17 protein-coding genes are annotated in these 17036 nt (G+C 62.9%); 11 read left to right on the top strand and 6 right to left on the bottom strand.

Translation table 11 applies throughout. The features are described from left to right. Nucleotides 1–20 precede the first annotated feature (20 nt). Nucleotides 21–1451 (bottom strand): Glu/Leu/Phe/Val family dehydrogenase, encoded by a 1431-nt coding sequence (locus tag RA19_RS21960; RefSeq protein ID WP_039166952.1) that lies wholly within the window; start codon nucleotides 1449–1451, stop codon nucleotides 21–23. Between the two features lie 339 nt (nucleotides 1452–1790). Here RA19_RS21960 and RA19_RS21955 point away from each other — a divergent pair, with 339 nt between their 5' ends. From RA19_RS21955 to RA19_RS21945, 3 genes are read left to right on the top strand one after another with little or no spacing between them, the layout of a single operon-like run. After that, on the top strand, nucleotides 1791–3392 hold the full coding sequence (locus tag RA19_RS21955; RefSeq protein ID WP_039166950.1) for a pilus assembly protein TadG-related protein: 1602 nt from the start codon (nucleotides 1791–1793) through the stop codon (nucleotides 3390–3392). Nucleotides 3393–3400: 8 nt separating this feature from the next. Next, complete coding sequence (locus RA19_RS21950; RefSeq protein ID WP_241479123.1) at nucleotides 3401–3925, top strand: TadE/TadG family type IV pilus assembly protein; 525 nt, start codon at nucleotides 3401–3403, stop codon at nucleotides 3923–3925. 15 nt (nucleotides 3926–3940) lie between these two features. Next, a complete protein-coding gene (locus RA19_RS21945; protein WP_446720303.1) occupies nucleotides 3941–4558 on the top strand; it encodes a TadE/TadG family type IV pilus assembly protein in 618 nt (205 codons plus the stop codon). A gap of 16 nt (nucleotides 4559–4574) precedes the next feature. Here RA19_RS21945 and RA19_RS21940 read toward each other — a convergent pair whose 3' ends face one another. Both RA19_RS21940 and RA19_RS21935 read right to left on the bottom strand, forming a co-directional pair. Further along, nucleotides 4575–5048 carry a hypothetical protein gene (locus tag RA19_RS21940; RefSeq protein WP_039166948.1) on the bottom strand — a complete coding sequence of 158 codons (474 nt, stop codon included), beginning with the start codon at nucleotides 5046–5048 and terminating at the stop codon, nucleotides 4575–4577. 103 nt (nucleotides 5049–5151) lie between these two features. Further along, complete coding sequence (locus tag RA19_RS21935) at nucleotides 5152–6108, bottom strand: NAD(P)-dependent oxidoreductase (RefSeq protein ID WP_039134269.1); 957 nt, start codon at nucleotides 6106–6108, stop codon at nucleotides 5152–5154. Between the two features lie 121 nt (nucleotides 6109–6229). On the opposite strand from RA19_RS21935, the gene RA19_RS21930 reads away from it, so the two are divergent. Together RA19_RS21930 and RA19_RS21925 are read left to right on the top strand one after the other, a co-directional pair. Beyond that, nucleotides 6230–7105 carry a LysR family transcriptional regulator gene (locus tag RA19_RS21930; RefSeq protein WP_039166947.1) on the top strand — a complete coding sequence of 292 codons (876 nt, stop codon included), beginning with the start codon at nucleotides 6230–6232 and terminating at the stop codon, nucleotides 7103–7105. Between the two features lie 53 nt (nucleotides 7106–7158). Then, nucleotides 7159–8349: a reductive dehalogenase gene (locus tag RA19_RS21925; protein ID WP_039166946.1), complete on the top strand. Its 1191-nt coding sequence runs from the start codon at nucleotides 7159–7161 to the stop codon at nucleotides 8347–8349. A gap of 18 nt (nucleotides 8350–8367) precedes the next feature. Here RA19_RS21925 and RA19_RS21920 read toward each other — a convergent pair whose 3' ends face one another. Next, nucleotides 8368–9555, bottom strand: coding sequence for an adenylate/guanylate cyclase domain-containing protein (locus RA19_RS21920; protein ID WP_039166945.1), 1188 nt, complete (start codon nucleotides 9553–9555; stop codon nucleotides 8368–8370). Nucleotides 9556–9773: 218 nt separating this feature from the next. Between RA19_RS21920 and RA19_RS21915 the strand changes: the two genes are divergently transcribed. Together RA19_RS21915 and RA19_RS21910 are read left to right on the top strand one after the other, a co-directional pair. After that, the gene (locus RA19_RS21915) at nucleotides 9774–10685 is read left to right on the top strand and encodes a pirin family protein (RefSeq protein ID WP_039166943.1); all 912 of its coding nucleotides are present in this window, start codon (nucleotides 9774–9776) and stop codon (nucleotides 10683–10685) included. Nucleotides 10686–10757: 72 nt separating this feature from the next. Next, the gene (locus RA19_RS21910) at nucleotides 10758–11060 is read left to right on the top strand and encodes an antibiotic biosynthesis monooxygenase family protein (protein WP_039167295.1); all 303 of its coding nucleotides are present in this window, start codon (nucleotides 10758–10760) and stop codon (nucleotides 11058–11060) included. Nucleotides 11061–11068: 8 nt separating this feature from the next. On the opposite strand, the gene RA19_RS21905 is transcribed toward RA19_RS21910, so the two are convergent. Further along, on the bottom strand, nucleotides 11069–11548 hold the full coding sequence (locus RA19_RS21905) for a GNAT family N-acetyltransferase (RefSeq protein WP_039166942.1): 480 nt from the start codon (nucleotides 11546–11548) through the stop codon (nucleotides 11069–11071). After that, entirely contained in the window at nucleotides 11545–12132 is a 588-nt protein-coding gene (locus RA19_RS21900; protein ID WP_039166941.1) for a TetR/AcrR family transcriptional regulator, read from the bottom strand. Before RA19_RS21900 ends, RA19_RS21905 begins: the two co-directional genes overlap by 4 nt. A 174-nt stretch (nucleotides 12133–12306) precedes the next feature. Between RA19_RS21900 and RA19_RS21895 the strand changes: the two genes are divergently transcribed. From RA19_RS21895 to recJ, 4 genes are all read left to right on the top strand, one after another. Then, the gene (locus RA19_RS21895) at nucleotides 12307–12561 is read left to right on the top strand and encodes a hypothetical protein (protein WP_039166939.1); all 255 of its coding nucleotides are present in this window, start codon (nucleotides 12307–12309) and stop codon (nucleotides 12559–12561) included. Between the two features lie 116 nt (nucleotides 12562–12677). Next, nucleotides 12678–13964: a homoserine dehydrogenase gene (locus RA19_RS21890; RefSeq protein WP_039166937.1), complete on the top strand. Its 1287-nt coding sequence runs from the start codon at nucleotides 12678–12680 to the stop codon at nucleotides 13962–13964. Nucleotides 13965–14119: 155 nt separating this feature from the next. Beyond that, nucleotides 14120–15106, top strand: a complete 987-nt coding sequence (glpX, locus tag RA19_RS21885; protein ID WP_039166935.1) for a class II fructose-bisphosphatase — start codon at nucleotides 14120–14122, stop codon at nucleotides 15104–15106. 108 nt (nucleotides 15107–15214) lie between these two features. Continuing rightward, nucleotides 15215–16954, top strand: coding sequence for a single-stranded-DNA-specific exonuclease RecJ (gene recJ, locus RA19_RS21880; protein ID WP_039166934.1), 1740 nt, complete (start codon nucleotides 15215–15217; stop codon nucleotides 16952–16954). Nucleotides 16955–17036: the final 82 nt, after the last annotated feature.

The following is a 17036-nucleotide window of genomic DNA, read 5'->3' as shown; positions in this document are numbered from 1 at the left end:
GTCAAAAGCCTTGCGTCTGGTCAGAGCCCTTTGGCGTGATAGCTCTTGGCAACCTTGTCGATCGACACCAGGTAGGCAGCGGTGCGCAGGTCGGTGACGTCGTCACGGCTGTGCCAGACTTCACGCATCGACTGGTAGGCCACCCGCATGGTGTCATCGAGACCCGAGCGCACCAGCTCCAGCTCGCCCGCGCCCTTCAGGTACTTGTCCTTGAAGTTCGGCGACATCGACCAGGTGTCGCCCATCACGTCATCCAGGCGCTGCAGCTCGTCGATCACCAGCTGGTGGCGCGCCTCTTCCTGGCGGCGCTGCATGCGGCCAAAACGGATGTGGGACAGGTTCTTCACCCACTCGAAGTAGGATACGGTCACACCGCCTGCATTGGCATACATGTCAGGGATGATCACGCAGCCCTTCTTGCGCAGGATGTCATCCGCGCCGGCGGTGACCGGGCCATTTGCGGCCTCGATGATCAGCGGCGCCTTGACGCGCTCGGCGTTGGAGAGGTTGATCACCCCTTCCAGTGCCGCCGGGATCAGGATGTCGCAGTCTTCTTCCAGCAGCTTGGAGCCGTCTTCGAGGTACTGGGCGTCCGGGTAGCCGGTCACGCCGCCGTTCTTGACGATCCAGTTGCGCACCGCTTCGACGTCAAGGCCGTCAGCGTTAAACAGACCGCCGTCCCGCTCGATGATACCGGTGATCCGCGAGCCGTCTTCCTCGGCCAGGAACTTGGCTGCGTGGTAGCCCACGTTGCCAAGGCCCTGGACGATAATCCGCTTGCCATCCAGGGTGCCCGACAGGCCCGCAGCTGCTTTGTCTTCCTCATAGCGGAAGAACTCGCGCAGAGCGTATTGCACGCCGCGGCCCGTCGCCTCGACCCGGCCCGAGATGCCGCCGGCATTCAGCGGCTTGCCAGTGACACAGGCCTTGGCGTTGATGTCAGTGGTGTTCATCCGCGCATACTGGTCGGCAATCCAGGCCATCTCGCGCTCGCCGGTGCCCATGTCGGGCGCAGGCACGTTCTGGGACGGGTTGATCAGGTCGCGCTTGGCCAGCTCATAGGCAAAGCGGCGGGTAATCAGCTCGAGCTCATGCTCTTCATATTCGCGCGGGTCGATGCACAAACCGCCCTTGGAACCGCCGAACGGTGCCTCGACCAAAGCGCATTTGTAGGTCATCAGCGCTGCCAGCGCCTCGACCTCGTCCTGGTTCACCCCGGTGGCATAGCGGATGCCGCCCTTCACAGGCTCCATATGCTCCGAATGCACCGAGCGGTAGCCGGTGAAGGTGTGCATGGCGCCGCGCAGGCGCACCCCGAAACGCACCGTGTAGGTCGCGTTGCAGACCCGGATCTTCTCCTCCAGCCCGGGCGGCAGGTCCATCAGCTTGACGGCCCGGTTAAACATCAGGTCCACGCTTTCGCGGAAGCTCGGCTCTGTGCGGCTGGTCATGTAAAATCTTCTCCGTGCTCAAACATCGACTCGCTGCCGATGATGCGTTCACTCTATGCAGAGAAGATTAAGGAGTGCGACCTTTTTGACCATTTTCAGCCGAAAAGATTCGCATTTTAGCCAAAGGTTCACGATTCGCCGCTTAGGAATAGGCCATTGTCTCCGACCACGCGACAACCAGGCAGCCTTCCGCCTGATTGAAAACCCAACCCATTACAATCGAAACCTTTTCGGCGCAATCCGGCCCCAATTCCGCCACCTTTACCAAGCATTAATAAATGTAAATTCCGCTTTCAAAGCCGAGCCTGCCCGTTCCGCAGCCGGCGGGGGGTAATTTACATGAGTACACGTCACAAGAATTCCACAGCCCTCAGCACGCCGCTGTTGCGGCGATGCCTGGCCAAGGCAAAAGCCTACCGATCGGAAGAAGACGGCGTGCTGGTCAAACCGATGATCGGCACCTTCCTGGCGATGCTGGCCATCGGCGGGATCGGGGTCGATCTGATGCGGATGGAGCGCGACCGCACCAACCTGCAGTACACCCTCGACCGGGCAGTGCTGGCAGCAGCCGACCTGGACCAGCAACTGGATGAAAAGGCCGTTGTGCTGGACTATCTGGCCAAGGCCGGATTGGAAGAATACTACTCTGATCCCGTTGTCACCCCAGGCTTTGCCTCCAAAGCTGTCGATGCCACGATCAACACCAGCTTCAACGCGCATATGCTGAATTTCGCGGGCGGCGGCGACATGCCTATGTACGCCCGCTCCCGCGCAGAAGAGAGCATCGACGGGGTGGAGATTTCACTGGTGCTCGACGTGTCCGGCTCAATGCGGAACAACAATCGCCTGACCAACCTCAAAATTGCGGCAAAAGAATTTGTCAAAACGATGGTGGACAACACCACCGATGGCAGAATGTCGATGTCGATCGTTCCCTATGCGACCCAGGTTTCGGTGCCACAGGAACTGCTGGACCAATACACTCTGAACCGGCTGCACGACTACTCTAACTGCGTGAACTTCGACGCCAGCGACTTCAACAGCACCAGCCTGTCGACAGACGACACGCTGACACAGACCATGCATTTTTCGCCGTGGTATTATTCTGACAAGCGGACCGGCTATTATTCGAGCTACTTCACCCCGGTCTGCGTCGACGCCAGCGATACCACGCGGCAGATCAAACCGTTTCAGAAGGACCTGACCACGCTCCAGGGCATCATCGACAACCTTTGGGCTGGCGGCAACACCTCTATCGACATTGGCATGAAATGGGGCACGGCGCTGCTTGATCCGTCTGCCCGCCCAGCGATTGCCGCTCTATCATCGGGCACTGGCTCCACGATCCCCAGCGTGTTCTCCGCCAGGCCGTCCGCCTACACCTCCACCGACACGGTGAAGGTCATCGTATTGATGACCGACGGCCAGAACACCAGCCAGTATTTCATCAACAATCAGTTCCGGGAAGGCGAGTCCGACGTCTGGTTCCATAACGGCCACAAGGTCTATTCGACCTATAATCCCGGCAACGGCAAATACCGCTGGAAAGGGTATTCCGGCTGGAAGGACAATCCCTACAGAGGCGGCGAGTCCAGCCGGCTGCAATACACCGATCTTTACGCAAAGACCTCGACCAAATACCTCGGCTACTACATTTACGGCGAATGGATGTCCAACGGCTATAACGCTTGGCACCATGGGTCCTACAGCTACCACGGCAACTCCGAAAAGAACGCCCGCACCCGTAACATCTGCCAGGCTGCCAAGGACCAGGGTATCATCGTCTACACCATCGGGTTCGAAGCCCCCAGCAACGGTGTCGCGGTGCTGCAGGACTGCGCCAGCTCCGACTCCCATTACTTCGACGTGGACGGCTTGGAAATCGCCGATGCCTTCGCCTCGATCGCAACTTCCATCCGCCAGTTGAGGCTGACCCAATGATCCGCAGCATGATACAGAACCTGCGCCGGTTCCGGGCGCACGAGGATGGCAACGCAACTGTTGAGTTCGCCATTGTTATCCCGGCCTTCCTGATGATTCTGATGTCGACGGTAGAGCTCGGCCTGATCAACCTGCGCCATTCGCAGCTTGAACGGGCCTTGGACCAGACCGTCCGCAACATCCGGCTGTCGACAGGTGCCGCGCATAGCCACAATGCGATCCGCGACGAAGTATGCCAGCGTTCGGGCTTCATCGACGACTGCAGCACCTCGCTGCGGCTGGAAATGGTTCAAGCAGATCCGTTCAACTGGAGCCCCATTTCAGAAACCGCAGACTGTGTGAACCGCATCGAAGACGTGCAGCCGGTGCGCAACTTCACCAGCGGCCAATCCAACGAGTTGATGCTGATCCGTGCCTGCATGAAGTTCAAGCCGGTCTTCCCGACCTGGGGCTTGGGAGGCAGCCTTTACAAAGACGGTGATGGCCGGATCAGTCTGATTGCAGCTTCCGCTTTTGTTCAGGAACCGAGGTAACCCATGCTGACAGCTTTGACACGGACCCTTTCCGCCAATGCGCTGCCGCGCCGGTTGCATAGTTTCCTGCGCAAAACCGATGGCAATGTTTCGATCGAGTTTGCATTCTATGCGCCGCTGCTGCTGGGTGTGTTTGTTTCGATCTACACCTTTTTCGACGCTTTCCGCAGGGACAGTGTCAATCTCAAGGCGGCCTATACAATCTCCGATCTGATCTCGCGGGAAACAACCGCAATCAACGACGATTACATCAGCAGCATGTATGAGATGGCAAAACTCCTGATCCGCGAAGATTCACAGCTCGGGTTGCGCGTGTCAGTGATCTACTGGGATCAGGGCGACAGTAAGTACTATGTCGATTGGTCCGAAGTCCGCGGCACTGCCACTTCGCCCTGGAACGACGGCACCGTCAACAACGTTGCCAGCAAACTGCCGACGATGCCGAACCAGGAGCGCGTCATTCTGGTGGAAACTTTCAACGAGATGGAGCCGGCTTTTAACATCGGGCTGCCGACCCTCAATCTGGACAATTTCGTTTTCGCCAGCCCGCGGTTTGCTCCGCTTGTCGCCTTTGAAGGAAGCGCGACCGGTTCTGGCACCCACAACGACAATCCCGAAGGATCTCAGACGTAACGCTCAAAAAAGCATCCTAGAGGCCGCGCTGCGCCAGCAGTGCGGCCAGGATTTCCGACATCGCCTTGCCCTGCGCTCCCGGTGTCACCCCGCCGATGCCGATACGGCGCCCGGCGCGCCACCACAGCCCCGGCATCCAGGCCCTTTCCCCTGGCACGCTGGTCCGGATCAGAAAACCGTTTGAGGGCTTGAAGGCAAAAAAGCCGCGGTCGATGGCCTCAATCTCCTCGACCCTGGCGATCCGCTGCCCGTCCGAGCATCGCAGCTCTTCCTCCGTCAGCTCGATCCGGTGCACCGTGGCCTGCCACATCCGCACCGCCAGCCACAGCGCCGCGGCGCCCACCACCAGCAGGAACGCCAGCCAGGCCGGTGACGGCGGCGCCGAAAACGCCACATAAACCAGGATACAGCCGACAGCCCCCAGCATCGCCGTGCCCATGACCCGGCGCGGCGCCGAGGCTTCGATTGTTGCCAGGACTTCGCTGCTCATCACCTGCTCCCTTTGCTTGTCCGCCCGGCATAAACCGCCTGAGCCAAAGAAAACAGCCCCCGCTTTGGCGGAGGCTGCTTGAAGCCGTGCAGTTTGGGGAAACTTACTCCGCGGCAGCGCGGCGCACGACCACCTCGTAGCCGGGCTCTTCCGGCTCATCATCGATCAGTTCCTGCGGGAAGCCCGGCGCGGTGATCGACAGGCCAGTGGCCTCTTCCAGGCGCTCGATCATCCGGTCGGACTGCGCCCGCTCGCCATAGCGGCGCTGACCGTCCTTCATCATCTCGATCATCAGCGGCGACAGCTCCAGCGGCACGTTGTTGCGGTCGGCCAGGGTCTGGAACAGCCCGATGTCCTTCATCACCAGATCCATGGTGAAATTCACATCGCGCGAGCCGGACAAGATCAGCTGGCTTTCGGTCTCATGCGCAAAGGAGGTACCCGAGGACATCGAGATCGCCTCGAACGTCATCCCCAGATCCATGCCGCAGGCTTTCATCACCGTCAGCGCCTCCATGACCGCCAGCAGGTTCATGTTGGCCAGATAGTTGGTCATCACCTTCAGGACCGAGGAGTTGCCGATCTCGCCCACATGCAGGATGCGGCGGCCCATGGTGGTCAGGATCGGCAGGATGCGTTCAAAGGTGGCGCGCTCGCAGCCTGCGTAGATCGAGATGTTGCCGGTGCCCGCCCTGTGGCAGCCGCCGGACACTGGGCAGTCGACCGGCTCGCCGCCGCGTTCGGCCACCAGCGCACCGAGGCGCTTCACCTCTTCCACGTCGGTGGTGGACATTTCCATCCAGACCTTGCCCGGCTGCACATGCGGGATCATTTCGGACACCACCGCGTCGGACGCCGCCGGGCTCGGCAGGCAGGTGATCACCGCATCGCAATCCTGCATCATCTGGGCCGGGCTGCCGCCGGCCTTGGCGCCGCGCTCCACAAAGGACTGCACCAAGTCTGCGTCCAGATCGTGCACAGTCACATCCAGGCCGTTGCGAACCAGGCTGCCCGCCAGTTTGCCGCCCACGTTGCCAAGGCCGATAAAGCCGACTTTCATATCCGTTGCCATGTCGAGTGTCTCCTCCCGGGGTATGTCACTGCGATATGGCTAGCTTGACCTCAGCCAAAACTAAAACGAATAATAATGCGGTCTGACCCCAAGAATTTTTGCAACACTCATGTCCGATCTGCCCAATCTTGTCTGGTTGCGCGCCTTTGAAGCCGCCGCCCGCCTGCAAAGCTTCACCGCCGCAGCCGAGGAACTGGGCCTGACCCAGGCCGCGGTCAGCCATCAGGTGCGCAGCCTGGAGAAGAGCTTTGGCATCGCCCTGTTCACCCGGCGCGCCCGGCATTTGGAGCTGACTCAGCTGGGCCATGCCTATTACCCGTCCGTTGCGCAGGCGCTGACCGACATCGCCTATTCCACCCGCGGGCTCTTGGGGCATGCGCAAACCCGCACCGTGACACTGAGGGCGCCCATTTCGACGGCCGTTTTGTGGATCGCCCCGCGGCTGGGCAAGTTTCACGCCGCCCACCCGCACATCCGCATTCGGCTGATCTCGGCTGTCTGGGCCGACAGCACCCAGGACGAAGACGTGGATATCGACCTCAGGCTCGGCCCCTCGGGCTGGTTCGACCGCCGCGCGCATCTGCTGTCTACTGAAAGTGTGATTCCAGTGGCACAGCCGCAGCTGGCCGAACGGCTGCAATCGCTGGATCAGCTGTTTGATCAGACATTGATTCACATCCACGGTTATCAGGACCATTGGCTGCGGCTGTCGGAGCAGGAAGGCGTGCCGTTGAAGGACCGCACTGCACCGCTCTATGTGGACACCTCGCTTGCGGCGATTGAGATAGCAGCCTCGGGTGCAGGCACCGCCATGCTGATGCGCCGCTACGCCGAGTTGCCGCTGCTGCAGGGACGGCTGGCACCCGTGCTGAAAACCGAGATCCCCATGGGTCAGGGCCATTACCTGATGCCCGCGGCTGGCGAAGCCCCTAACAGCGCTGAAGTGGCCATGGTACGGGACTGGATCGTCTCCTTGTTTTGTTAATTAACTCCGCGCGATCCCTTGCCCGCTCCCCCATTGCCCGATAGCGTCCGGCCATGCCTTGGCCACAGAACACCCCGCCTCAGCGTGACGGCGATGCAGCCGCAGGGATCGAAGTCACCGATGATTTCGAGCGGTTTTCGCAGCGCAACGACATCTTCACCCGCGCCTTCTGGGACGAGCGGGTCAAGTCCAAGCACACTGCCAAGTTCTTCTCCTCCTACCGGATGGAGGCAGCGCCCCGCCGCGGCGATGGGTTTACCCAGCGCGATTTTGCGCTGCGCAATGCCGCCTGGCTGATTTCCGACGTGGTCTCCAGCCGCCGCGCCAAGGACGGCATCCGCGAAGGCTTCCAAGCCGCGATCCGCCCCGACACGCCGGTGGCCAAGGACGCGCTGGAAATCGACGACCCCGCCAAGATGTCCGCCGAGGTGAAGCGCATTGCGGAATTTTTCGGCGCCGATCTCTGCGGCGTCACTGACATGGACGAGCGCTGGCTCTATACCGCCCGGGTCGATGCCCGCGACATGTCCGAGGCGCCGCATGATCTGCCGGACGGGCTGAACAGCGTTATTGTCCTGGGCCATGAGATGGACAAGGAACTGGTCGCCACCTACCCCTCTGCCCTGGCGGGTGCCGCAACAGGCCGCGAATACAGCCACGAAGCCTCGATCGTCATGCAGCTCGCCGCCTATATCCGCAACCTGGGCTATGAGGCGGTGCCGTCGATGAATGACACCGGCCTGGTGATCCCCTATGCGGTGAAGGCTGGCCTTGGCGAATACGCGCGCAATCAGATGGTGATCACGCCGGAGTTCGGCCCGCGCCTGCGGTTCTCCAAAATCTTCACCAATCTGCCGCTGGCCCATGATGTGCCGCAGCCCCTGGGCGTGAAGGACTTCTGCAGCATCTGCACCAAATGCGCCGATGCCTGTCCGGTGAAAGCGCTGCCTTACGGGGAGCCTTCAACTGACACCGCCAATGTCTCGGCGATCAAAGGCGTGAGGAAATGGACTTCTGACGCGGAAAAATGCTTTTCCTTCTGGGCCAAGATGGCCTCGGACTGTGCCATCTGCATGCGGGTCTGCCCGTTCAACCGCGACTATTCCAAGCGGCGCAACCGGCTGTGGCTGAGACTGGCGCTGAGCCCCCTGCGCAAGCTGGCGCTGCGGCTGGCCGGAAAACACGGGCAGCGCACCAAGCCCGCCGAGTGGTGGGACAAGGCTGCAAACACCCCGGCGGAGTGAGTATAACAGCGGGCTGCGTCAGCCCGCAGGAACCGCAAACACCTCCTCCGGCGCTTGCAGCCCTTTCAGGCTTTGCCTGCCCAGAGAACGCCCCTCCAGCCCGGCCCTGCTCCGGAACTCCGAAGACACCAGCAGCGGCTCACCTGTGGTACCGCACAGACCCGCGACCCGTGCCGCCAGATTCACGTCGCGGCCGATCACCGTGTAGTCGAGCCGCATGCCGGAGCCGACATTGCCGAAGGCAACCTCTCCGAAATGCAGCGCAATGCCGACTTCGAAAGCCGGCGCGCTTGAGCAGGCATCAACCTGCGCCAGCCCCTCGCGCGAGGCCGCCAGCGCCCGGGCGCAGGTCTGCACCCCGTCTTCCTCGGCGCGGAAAATCGCCAGGATGCCATCGCCGATGAACTTCAGGACTTCACCACCCGTGTCTTCGATGGGCGGCACAATGCAATCGTAATAGGCATTCAAGAGGCTGGTGGCCTCTTCCGCGCTCATGCCCGCGGTCAGTTCGGTAAACCGCCGCATATCGGCAAACAGGATGGCGGAGCGGATATGCATCACCTCGCCGCGGTGCACATCGCCCGAGATAATCCGCCGCTGCGGCTCTTCGCCGACGTAGATCCGCAGCGCTTCCTGCATGGCGCGGGCAGTTGTGAGGATCTCTTGGCAAGCGGAGAGCGCTGGAAAGACCGCGCGCAAGAAGGTGATGTCTTCCTCAGAAAACCCTTCGGGCGCCTGGGTGGCAAAGCTGAAGGTGCTGGCCATGCCGCTGCGCATGAAAACCGGCGCCATGATATAGTGGGTGTAGCCGTCCGCCTTCAGTTCCGGCACGATGCCGTAGCGCTCCTCCGGCGTGTCCGGCAGCCACAGGATCACCCACTCGCCGCTCCGGTGCACATCTGCTGCCGGGGAATGGGCATAGCCCTGGCCGCTTTCCTCGTTGTAAGGAAACAGGTAGCTGCGCGCGCCTTTGCCGCGCTCCCAGAAACGGGCGCTGGCCACCGCCTCGGCATGCAGCAGCGGCACGATGGAGGTGGCCCGGTCCAAGGGCACACCGCCGCCACGGATCAGCTCTGCCATCCGGGTGAGCACATCGTCCGCGTCGCTGGCCGCGCGGGCTTCGCCCAGCATGTAGGAGATCAGCTGCAAAGCGCCCTGCAGACGCTGCGGCGGCAATCGCTGCATGGGATCGGATACATATGTCATGCGTTCAGGCTAACCTGCCAGGACTTTGCCCGGCAACGGAGGAACTCCCGCCCGTCCTTGGCGCCTGCGGCGGCCTGCGTCCCGTTGGGCCGGGCAGCCCTGCGGGCTGCGGGGCGCTCTGTTCATCAGCGCACAGCGCGCGTGGCCTGAGGCCAGTTTTCCGGCACCGCCGCACACCCTATCTTACCCGCAAGCAATGGAAACCAGGAGACAGGCCAATGTCCCTCAGACCGATTATCGAAACCCGCCACGCCCAGCCCCACACCGAAGGTGCCGGGGTCAGGCTGCACCGCGCCTTTGGCTTTCAGGACCCGTCGGAGCTGGACCCGTTCCTGCTGTTCGACGACTTCCGCAACGACAATCCAGAGGACTTCCTGCGCGGCTTCCCCTGGCACCCGCACCGCGGGATCGAGACCATCACCTATGTGCTGGCAGGCTCGGTCGAGCACAGCGACTCGCTGGGCAATGCCGGCACCTTGGGTGCAGGCGACGTGCAATGGATGACCGCAGGATCAGGGATCCTGCATCAGGAGATGCCCGCGGGCAACGCGAAGGGCCAGATGCACGGGTTTCAGCTTTGGGGCAACCTGCCTGCCAGCCAGAAAATGACCGCGCCGCGCTACCAGGACATGCGCAGTGCAGATATCCCCGAAGTGATCGACGATGACGGCACCCGGGTGAAGGTGATTACCGGCGAGTTCTGGGGCAAGCGCGGGCCAGTAGACGGCATTGCAGCCGATCCGCAGTATCTGGATGTCTTTGTGCCTGCTGGCGTGAAAAAGACCCTGCCCATCGACACCTACCGCCGTGCTTTTGCCTATGTGTTTGAAGGCGAAGCGGCTTTTGCTGATGCCTCAGAGCCTCAGGGCGTGCTGCTGGAGAAGGAAATTGCTGGCGAGGAGGTCAACATCCGCGACCTGTCCGGCGACCGCACCCTGATCCGCTTTGGCACCGGTGATGAAATCACAGTGCAGGCAGGCCCCAAGGGCGTGCGCTTCCTGCTGATCTCCGGCGCGCCGATCAATGAACCGGTGGCATGGCACGGACCGATAGTGATGAACACCCAGGCCGAGCTGCACCAGGCCTTCCGTGACCTGCGCAACGGAACATTCATCAAGCCCGCGCACTGATACAGGTCACTCAGCTAAACGGGCCCCTTCTATGCTATACTCCCCCCGTCCAATGTTCTGATGGGGGGAGTGATGATTATCCGGGTGTTCCGTGCCACCGTTCGCGAGGACAAGATCCAGGACTTCAAAGCGTTTCTGACCGGCAGCGCGGTGCCGCACGTGCGGCGCCAGCCTGGGCTGATCTCGGTGACTGCCGGACTGCCGCGGCCAGATTCGCCGGCCACTTTCTGTGTTGTCATGGTCTGGGAAAGCGTCGAAGCCCTGCAGGCTTTTGCCGGCGAGGACTGGGAGCAGCCGCATGTGCTGCCCGAAGAAGACCCGATGGTGCTGAGCCGCCAGATCGATCATTACGACATGATCGGGCTGCTGAGCTGATCCCGGCGTTAGCTGCCGGCACGCCAGCTGTAGACGGTTTCCGCGCCCGCAAGTTCCGGCGTGAAACCGGCTTTCTCCAGCACCCGGGCTGAGGCCGCGTTCTCTTGCATCACACCACCGCTGAGGGTTACGCCGCTGCCGCGGAAATAGGCCTGCAGACCGGCTATGAGCTCGCTGGCGAGACCCTGACCCCAGGCTGATTCTGCAAACAGATAGCCCAGGTTCCGGGTGGCTCCGCCCTCCTCGGGAAAGGACAGGATGACCAGCCCGATGCCCTGACCGGCCGGATTGCGCAGCGCTATCACTTCGGCCTGCTGCGACACAGCTTGCAGAAAAGCCCGGCGCGCGCCTTCGTCTGCTGGTGACTGAAACCCCGCGGGCAGCCATTGCACCACATTCGGCGCAAAGAGATCTGCAAGCTCCGCGTCCGCCAGGCCCTGCCAAGGCGCCGCCCGCAAACGGCTGGTTTGAAGCTCCCGCAGGCTCATGCGCTGACGGCTTTTTGCACCATGCCCCAGTAAACGGTTTCCACCTCATCCAGCGACAGGCGCCCTTCGGACCGGTACCAGGTGTTGACCCCGTTCAGCATGGCAATCACCGCCAGCGTCGCGATTTTGGTGTCGGGGATGCGGAACACCTCCTGCTCCACCCCCTCCTTCAGGATCCCCTCTACGCCATTTTCATAATCCCGGCGCAGGGATTCGATGACGGTGAAATTCTCCTCCGTCAGATTCCGCAGCTCCATATAGGCGATGAAGACCGCATCAGGGCGCTCCAGGTGAAAGCGGATGTGAAAGCCGGTGAAGGCGCGCAGCCGCTCAAGCGCACTGTCTGCGCGCGGCACCGCATCCCAGGCCGCCTGCAGCTCCACCATATGGGTTTCCATCAGGTTGAACAGCAGGCTCTGCTTATCGGGCGTGTAGTTGTAGAGCGCCCCGGCCTGCACCCCCACCTCTTTGGCGATCTGGCGCATCGAAACTGCGGCATAGCCCTGCTGCGCAAACAGCCGCAAAGCGGCTTCGCGGATCTTGGGGCCGGTGATACCGGAATGGGAACCTTGGGTGCGTGCCATGTGCCGACCGTAACTGAACATACGTTCAGATAAAAGAGTGAGAATGCCCGGAGGCCAGACAGCCCTTTACCGGCAAGGTGCGGCCAAGCCAATCCCCGGCGCTGCCCGTGAAATCAATTGTGCCGCAGCCCCGGACCTCCTAAAACCGGCAGGACAAGGAACGGGAACTCTTCGATGCAGGTTTGGAAACGGATTGCACTTATTCTAGCATTGACGGCAGCTGCAGCTTGCACCCGGGTGCCCGAGCTTGAGGACAGGCTGACCCCGGACCTGCGCGGCGCGGATTATCCGAAGCTGCTGCCGCTGGATGACGCGTTGGAGCCGCTTGATCCGCCGAAACAGGCCGGCGAAGACCTGCAGGACGAGCTTGACGCCCGTGCAGCCCGGCTGAAACGCCGCGCTGAGGCCGTGAAAAACGCCGAATTCTGACCCGTTCCCGGCTTTCCTGCCTGCTTCACCTTGCCTTGCCCTGCAGCGGCGTTGCACGCCCGCGCCGAACCCGCTAAGGCGGGGCTTGAGCATTTTGGAACAAAGGACCTCCAGCTATGACAGAACCGCTTCGTCTTGGGATTGCAGGTTTGGGCACAGTTGGCATTGGCGTCGTGAAAATCATCCGCCGCCATGCTGCGCTGCTGGAGGCACGAACCGGGCGCCCTGTGGTGATTTCCGCGGTTTCCGCCCGCGACGCAAACAAGGACCGCGGTGTCTCGCTGAGCGACTATGCCTGGGAGACCGACCCGGTGGCGCTGGCTGTGCGCGACGATATCGACGTTTTCGTCGAGCTGATGGGCGGCCATGAAGGCGCTGCCAAAGCCGCAACCGAGGCCGCACTGGCCGCGGGCAAGGACGTGGTCACCGCCAACAAGGCGCTGCTGGCGATCCACGGCCAGGCGCTGGCCGAACAGGCCGAGGCCGCAGGCCGGGTGATCCGGTTTGAAGCCGCGGTGGCTGGCGGCATCCCGGTAATCAAGTCGCTGACCGAGGGCCTGGCCGGCAATGAGATCACCCGCGTCATGGGTGTGATGAACGGCACCTGCAACTACATCCTGACCCAGATGCAGGCCACCGAGCAGGGCTATAACGCACTGTTCGAGGAATGCGGCCGCCTGGGTTACCTGGAAGCCGACCCGAACCTCGACGTGGGCGGCATCGACGCGGGCCACAAGCTGGCTCTGCTGGCCTCCATCGCCTTTGGCACCAAGCCAGCGTTCGGCAATGTGGAGCTGGAAGGCATTCAGCGCATCCAGCTGGAAGACATCCATGCCGCTGCCGACATGGGTTACCGCATCAAACTTCTGGGCGTGGCGCAGCGCTCTGCCCGCGGGCTGGAGCAGCGCATGTCGCCTTGCCTGGTGCCTGCGGACTCGCCGCTGGGCCAGCTGGAAGGCGGCACCAACATGGTGGTGATCGAAGGCGACTCGATCGAGCAAGTGGTGCTTCGCGGCCCCGGTGCCGGTGAAGGCCCCACCGCCAGCGCGGTGATGGGCGATGTACTTGACCTTGCCCGCGGCCTGCGGATCTCCACCTTCGGCCAGCCTGCAGAAACACTGCAGGAGGCCCCCGCAGCCCAAACCGGCCTGCCCGCGCCCTTCTACCTGCGCATGGGGCTCTTGGACAAACCCGGCGCGCTGGCTAAAGTGGCCGCGGTTCTGGGCGAAGCCGGCGTCTCCATCGACCGGATGCGCCAGTACGGCCATTCCGCCCCGGTTGCCCCGGTTCTGATCGTCACCCACAAATGCACCCGCGCCACCTTGGACGCCGCGCTCGAAGGCCTGGCCGCCACCGATGTGGTCGACGGCGCCCCGGTTGCGCTCCGTATCGAAGAGCTCTGAACCGCGCGAACCGGCGGAAATGCGCAACATACTGCGCTGCGGCAGGGCTTTCCTGCCGCGGCGAGCGCTATCGGCCCTTGCGAGCAAGCCCCGCCCCGCGCTATTCGGCGTGAAACGCCCATTCACATCTTTCCCGTTGAGACAGGATTTCCGGTATGACTTCGAACACCTCTGACGCGCCCTTCCACGACCGTATGCTGTCGCTGGGCCTGGCCCGCGTTGCCGAGCAGGCGGCGCTGGCCTCTGCCTCGCTGATCGGCCGCGGCGACGAGAAAGCCGCCGACCAGGCTGCCGTCAACGCCATGCGCGAACAGCTGAACCTGCTGGACATCAACGGCGTCGTCGTGATCGGCGAAGGCGAGCGCGACGAGGCGCCGATGCTCTACATCGGCGAGGAAGTGGGCACCGGCAACGGCCCCGGCGTCGACATCGCGCTGGACCCGCTGGAAGGCACCACTCTGACCGCCAAGGACATGCCCAACGCCCTGACCGTGATCGCCATGGGCCCGCGCGGCTCGATGCTGCACGCGCCCGATACCTATATGGACAAGCTGGCGATCGGCCCGGGCTATGAAGACGGCGTCGTGTCGCTGGACATGTCCCCGCGTGAACGTGTCGAGGCCCTAGCCGCCGCCAAGGGCTGCGCCCCCTCGGACATCACCGTCTGCATCCTGGAGCGCCCGCGCCATGAGACGATGATCGCAGAAGTGCGCGAAACCGGCGCTTCGATCCGCCTGATCACCGACGGCGACGTGGCCGGCGTCATGCATTGCGCCGAATCCGAGACCACCGGCATCGACATGTACATGGGCCAGGGCGGCGCACCGGAAGGCGTGCTGGCAGCTGCGGCGCTGAAATGCATGGGCGGCCAGATCTTCTGCCGCCTGGTGTTCCGCAACGAAGACGAGAAAGCCCGCGCCGCCAAGGCCGGCATCACCGATCTGGACCGGATCTACACCCGGGACGAGATGGTCACCCAGGACGTAATCTTTGCCGCCACCGGCGTCACCGGCGGCTCGCTGCTGCCGCGCATCAAGCGCGAGCCGGGTTGGGTTGAGACCACCACCCTGCTGATGCGCTCGAAAACCGGCTCGGTGCGCCGCATGAGCTACCGCACGCCGCTGGCGCCGCATCAGGACTAAGCGCTGCGCCAAGCTGCGGCTTGCGCCGCTGCCTCCGGCGGGGATATTTAGAGCCAGAAGAAGGGCCGGGTCCGTATTGGGTCCGGCCTTTGCATGTGAGGGCAGAAGATGAACTTTTTGGGTGTTGAACAGTCCTTGACAGGTCGCCGCTGGGTGGGACCCGGGGTTGAGGTGGACCGGGCGTCCGAAATGATGGCGCAGCAGACCGGCCTGCCCCGCTCGGTCTGCCAGGTGCTGGCCCGGCGCGGGGTGCCGGCGATGGAGGCCAAAGGGTTTCTGGAGCCAAAGCTGAAGGAGCTGCTGCCCGATCCGCGCGAGATGAAGGATATGGAAGCGGCTGCCGCACGTTTCCTGGAGGCGGTGCGCCGCAACCAGCGGATCGCGGTCTTTGCCGACTACGATGTGGATGGCGGCAGCTCTGCTGCGCTTCTGCTTGTGTGGCTGAGGCAGATGGGGCTGGAGGCGACACTTTACATCCCCGACCGTATTGACGAAGGCTATGGCCCCAATGTGCCCGCCATGAAGGAGCTGGCCGCGGCCCACGACCTGATCATCTGCGTCGATTGCGGCACCCTCAGCCACGAGCCGATTGCCGCCGCCGCGGGTGCCGACGTGATTGTGCTGGACCACCACCTGGGCGGCGAAACGCTGCCGGACTGCGTGGCTGTGGTGAATCCCAACCGCCAGGACGAGAGCGGCGACCTGGGATATTTCTGTGCCGCAGGCGTGGTTTTCCTGATGCTGGTTGAGGCCGGCCGCCAGATGCGCGAGGCAGGCGCCAAAGGGCCAGATCTCATGTCCCTGCTGGATCTGGTGGCATTGGCCACTGTGGCGGATGTGGCACCATTGATCGGTGCCAACCGGGCACTGGTGCGCCAGGGGCTGAAGGTGATGGGCGCGCGCAAGCGGCCTGGGCTGGTTGCCCTGTCCGACGTCTCCCGCATGGATTCGGCGCCCTCGACCTATCACCTCGGCTTTCTGCTGGGGCCGAGAGTGAATGCCGGCGGGCGGATCGGCAAAGCGGACCTCGGCGCGCGCCTTCTGTCGACGGACAACCCGCATGAGGCCGCAGCGCTGGCCGAGCGGCTGGATGAGCTGAACACCGAGCGCCGCGATATTGAAAACGCCGTGCGTGCCGCTGCGCTGGAGCAGGCCGAGGAACGCGGACTGGACGCCCCCCTGGTCTGGGCCGCCGGCGAAGGCTGGCATCCCGGCGTTGTCGGCATCGTCGCCTCCCGCTTGAAGGAAGCCGCCAACCGCCCTGCCGTTGTGATCGGTTTTGACGGCGATGAAGGTAAAGGCTCCGGCCGGTCTGTCTCCGGCGTCGACCTTGGCGCCTCGATCCAGCGGCTGGCGGCCGAGGGACTGCTGGTCAAGGGCGGCGGCCACAAGATGGCGGCAGGCCTCACCGTAATGCGCGACAAACTGGAGCCGGCGATGGAACGGCTCACGGAACTATTGGCCAAACAAGGCGCCGACCAGGGCGGCCCGGCGGACCTGAAACTGGACGGCGCGCTGATGCCGGGGGCAGCCAGCGTCGATCTGATTGAACAGATCGAACAGGCGGGCCCCTTTGGCGCCGGCGCCCCTGCACCGCGCTATGCCCTGCCGGACCTGCAGGTGCGCTTTGCCAAGAAGGTCGGCGAAAGCCACCTGAAACTGTCGCTCAGCGATGGCATGGGCGGCGGCGTGGACGCCATCTGCTTTGGTGCATTCGACACCGCGCTGGGGCCGAAGCTGCTGGAACATGGCGGCGCCCGGTTCCACTTTGCGGGCCGTTTGGAAGTGAACACCTGGGGCGGCCGCCAAAGCCCGCAGCTGCGCTTGGAAGACGCCGCCGAAGCCTGATTTTTCAATAGCTTAATCCCTGTGGATAAGAAATTTCACAAAACCCTATTTTTTCTCTTGCGGGTTCCGGCGCTTACAACTA

The organism is Leisingera sp. ANG-M1 (genome assembly GCF_000813745.1).
Lineage (GTDB): Bacteria > Pseudomonadota > Alphaproteobacteria > Rhodobacterales > Rhodobacteraceae > Leisingera.
This window is presented reverse-complemented; position numbering and strand designations above follow the sequence as displayed.

What these genes read in the sequence shown, in the direction of transcription:
- RA19_RS21960 (WP_039166952.1), bottom strand. Translation starts at nt 1,451, where the DNA reads ATGACCAGCCGCACAGAGCCGAGCTTCCGCGAAAGCGTGGACCTGATG.
- RA19_RS21955 (WP_039166950.1), top strand. Translation starts at nt 1,791, where the DNA reads ATGAGTACACGTCACAAGAATTCCACAGCCCTCAGCACGCCGCTGTTG.
- RA19_RS21950 (WP_241479123.1), top strand. Translation starts at nt 3,401, where the DNA reads ATGATACAGAACCTGCGCCGGTTCCGGGCGCACGAGGATGGCAACGCA.
- RA19_RS21940 (WP_039166948.1), bottom strand. Translation starts at nt 5,048, where the DNA reads ATGAGCAGCGAAGTCCTGGCAACAATCGAAGCCTCGGCGCCGCGCCGG.
- RA19_RS21935 (WP_039134269.1), bottom strand. Translation starts at nt 6,108, where the DNA reads ATGAAAGTCGGCTTTATCGGCCTTGGCAACGTGGGCGGCAAACTGGCG.
- RA19_RS21930 (WP_039166947.1), top strand. Translation starts at nt 6,230, where the DNA reads ATGTCCGATCTGCCCAATCTTGTCTGGTTGCGCGCCTTTGAAGCCGCC.
- RA19_RS21925 (WP_039166946.1), top strand. Translation starts at nt 7,159, where the DNA reads ATGCCTTGGCCACAGAACACCCCGCCTCAGCGTGACGGCGATGCAGCC.
- RA19_RS21920 (WP_039166945.1), bottom strand. Translation starts at nt 9,555, where the DNA reads ATGACATATGTATCCGATCCCATGCAGCGATTGCCGCCGCAGCGTCTG.
- RA19_RS21915 (WP_039166943.1), top strand. Translation starts at nt 9,774, where the DNA reads ATGTCCCTCAGACCGATTATCGAAACCCGCCACGCCCAGCCCCACACC.
- RA19_RS21910 (WP_039167295.1), top strand. Translation starts at nt 10,758, where the DNA reads ATGATTATCCGGGTGTTCCGTGCCACCGTTCGCGAGGACAAGATCCAG.
- RA19_RS21905 (WP_039166942.1), bottom strand. Translation starts at nt 11,548, where the DNA reads ATGAGCCTGCGGGAGCTTCAAACCAGCCGTTTGCGGGCGGCGCCTTGG.
- RA19_RS21900 (WP_039166941.1), bottom strand. Translation starts at nt 12,132, where the DNA reads ATGGCACGCACCCAAGGTTCCCATTCCGGTATCACCGGCCCCAAGATC.
- RA19_RS21895 (WP_039166939.1), top strand. Translation starts at nt 12,307, where the DNA reads ATGCAGGTTTGGAAACGGATTGCACTTATTCTAGCATTGACGGCAGCT.
- RA19_RS21890 (WP_039166937.1), top strand. Translation starts at nt 12,678, where the DNA reads ATGACAGAACCGCTTCGTCTTGGGATTGCAGGTTTGGGCACAGTTGGC.
- glpX (WP_039166935.1), top strand. Translation starts at nt 14,120, where the DNA reads ATGACTTCGAACACCTCTGACGCGCCCTTCCACGACCGTATGCTGTCG.
- recJ (WP_039166934.1), top strand. Translation starts at nt 15,215, where the DNA reads ATGAACTTTTTGGGTGTTGAACAGTCCTTGACAGGTCGCCGCTGGGTG.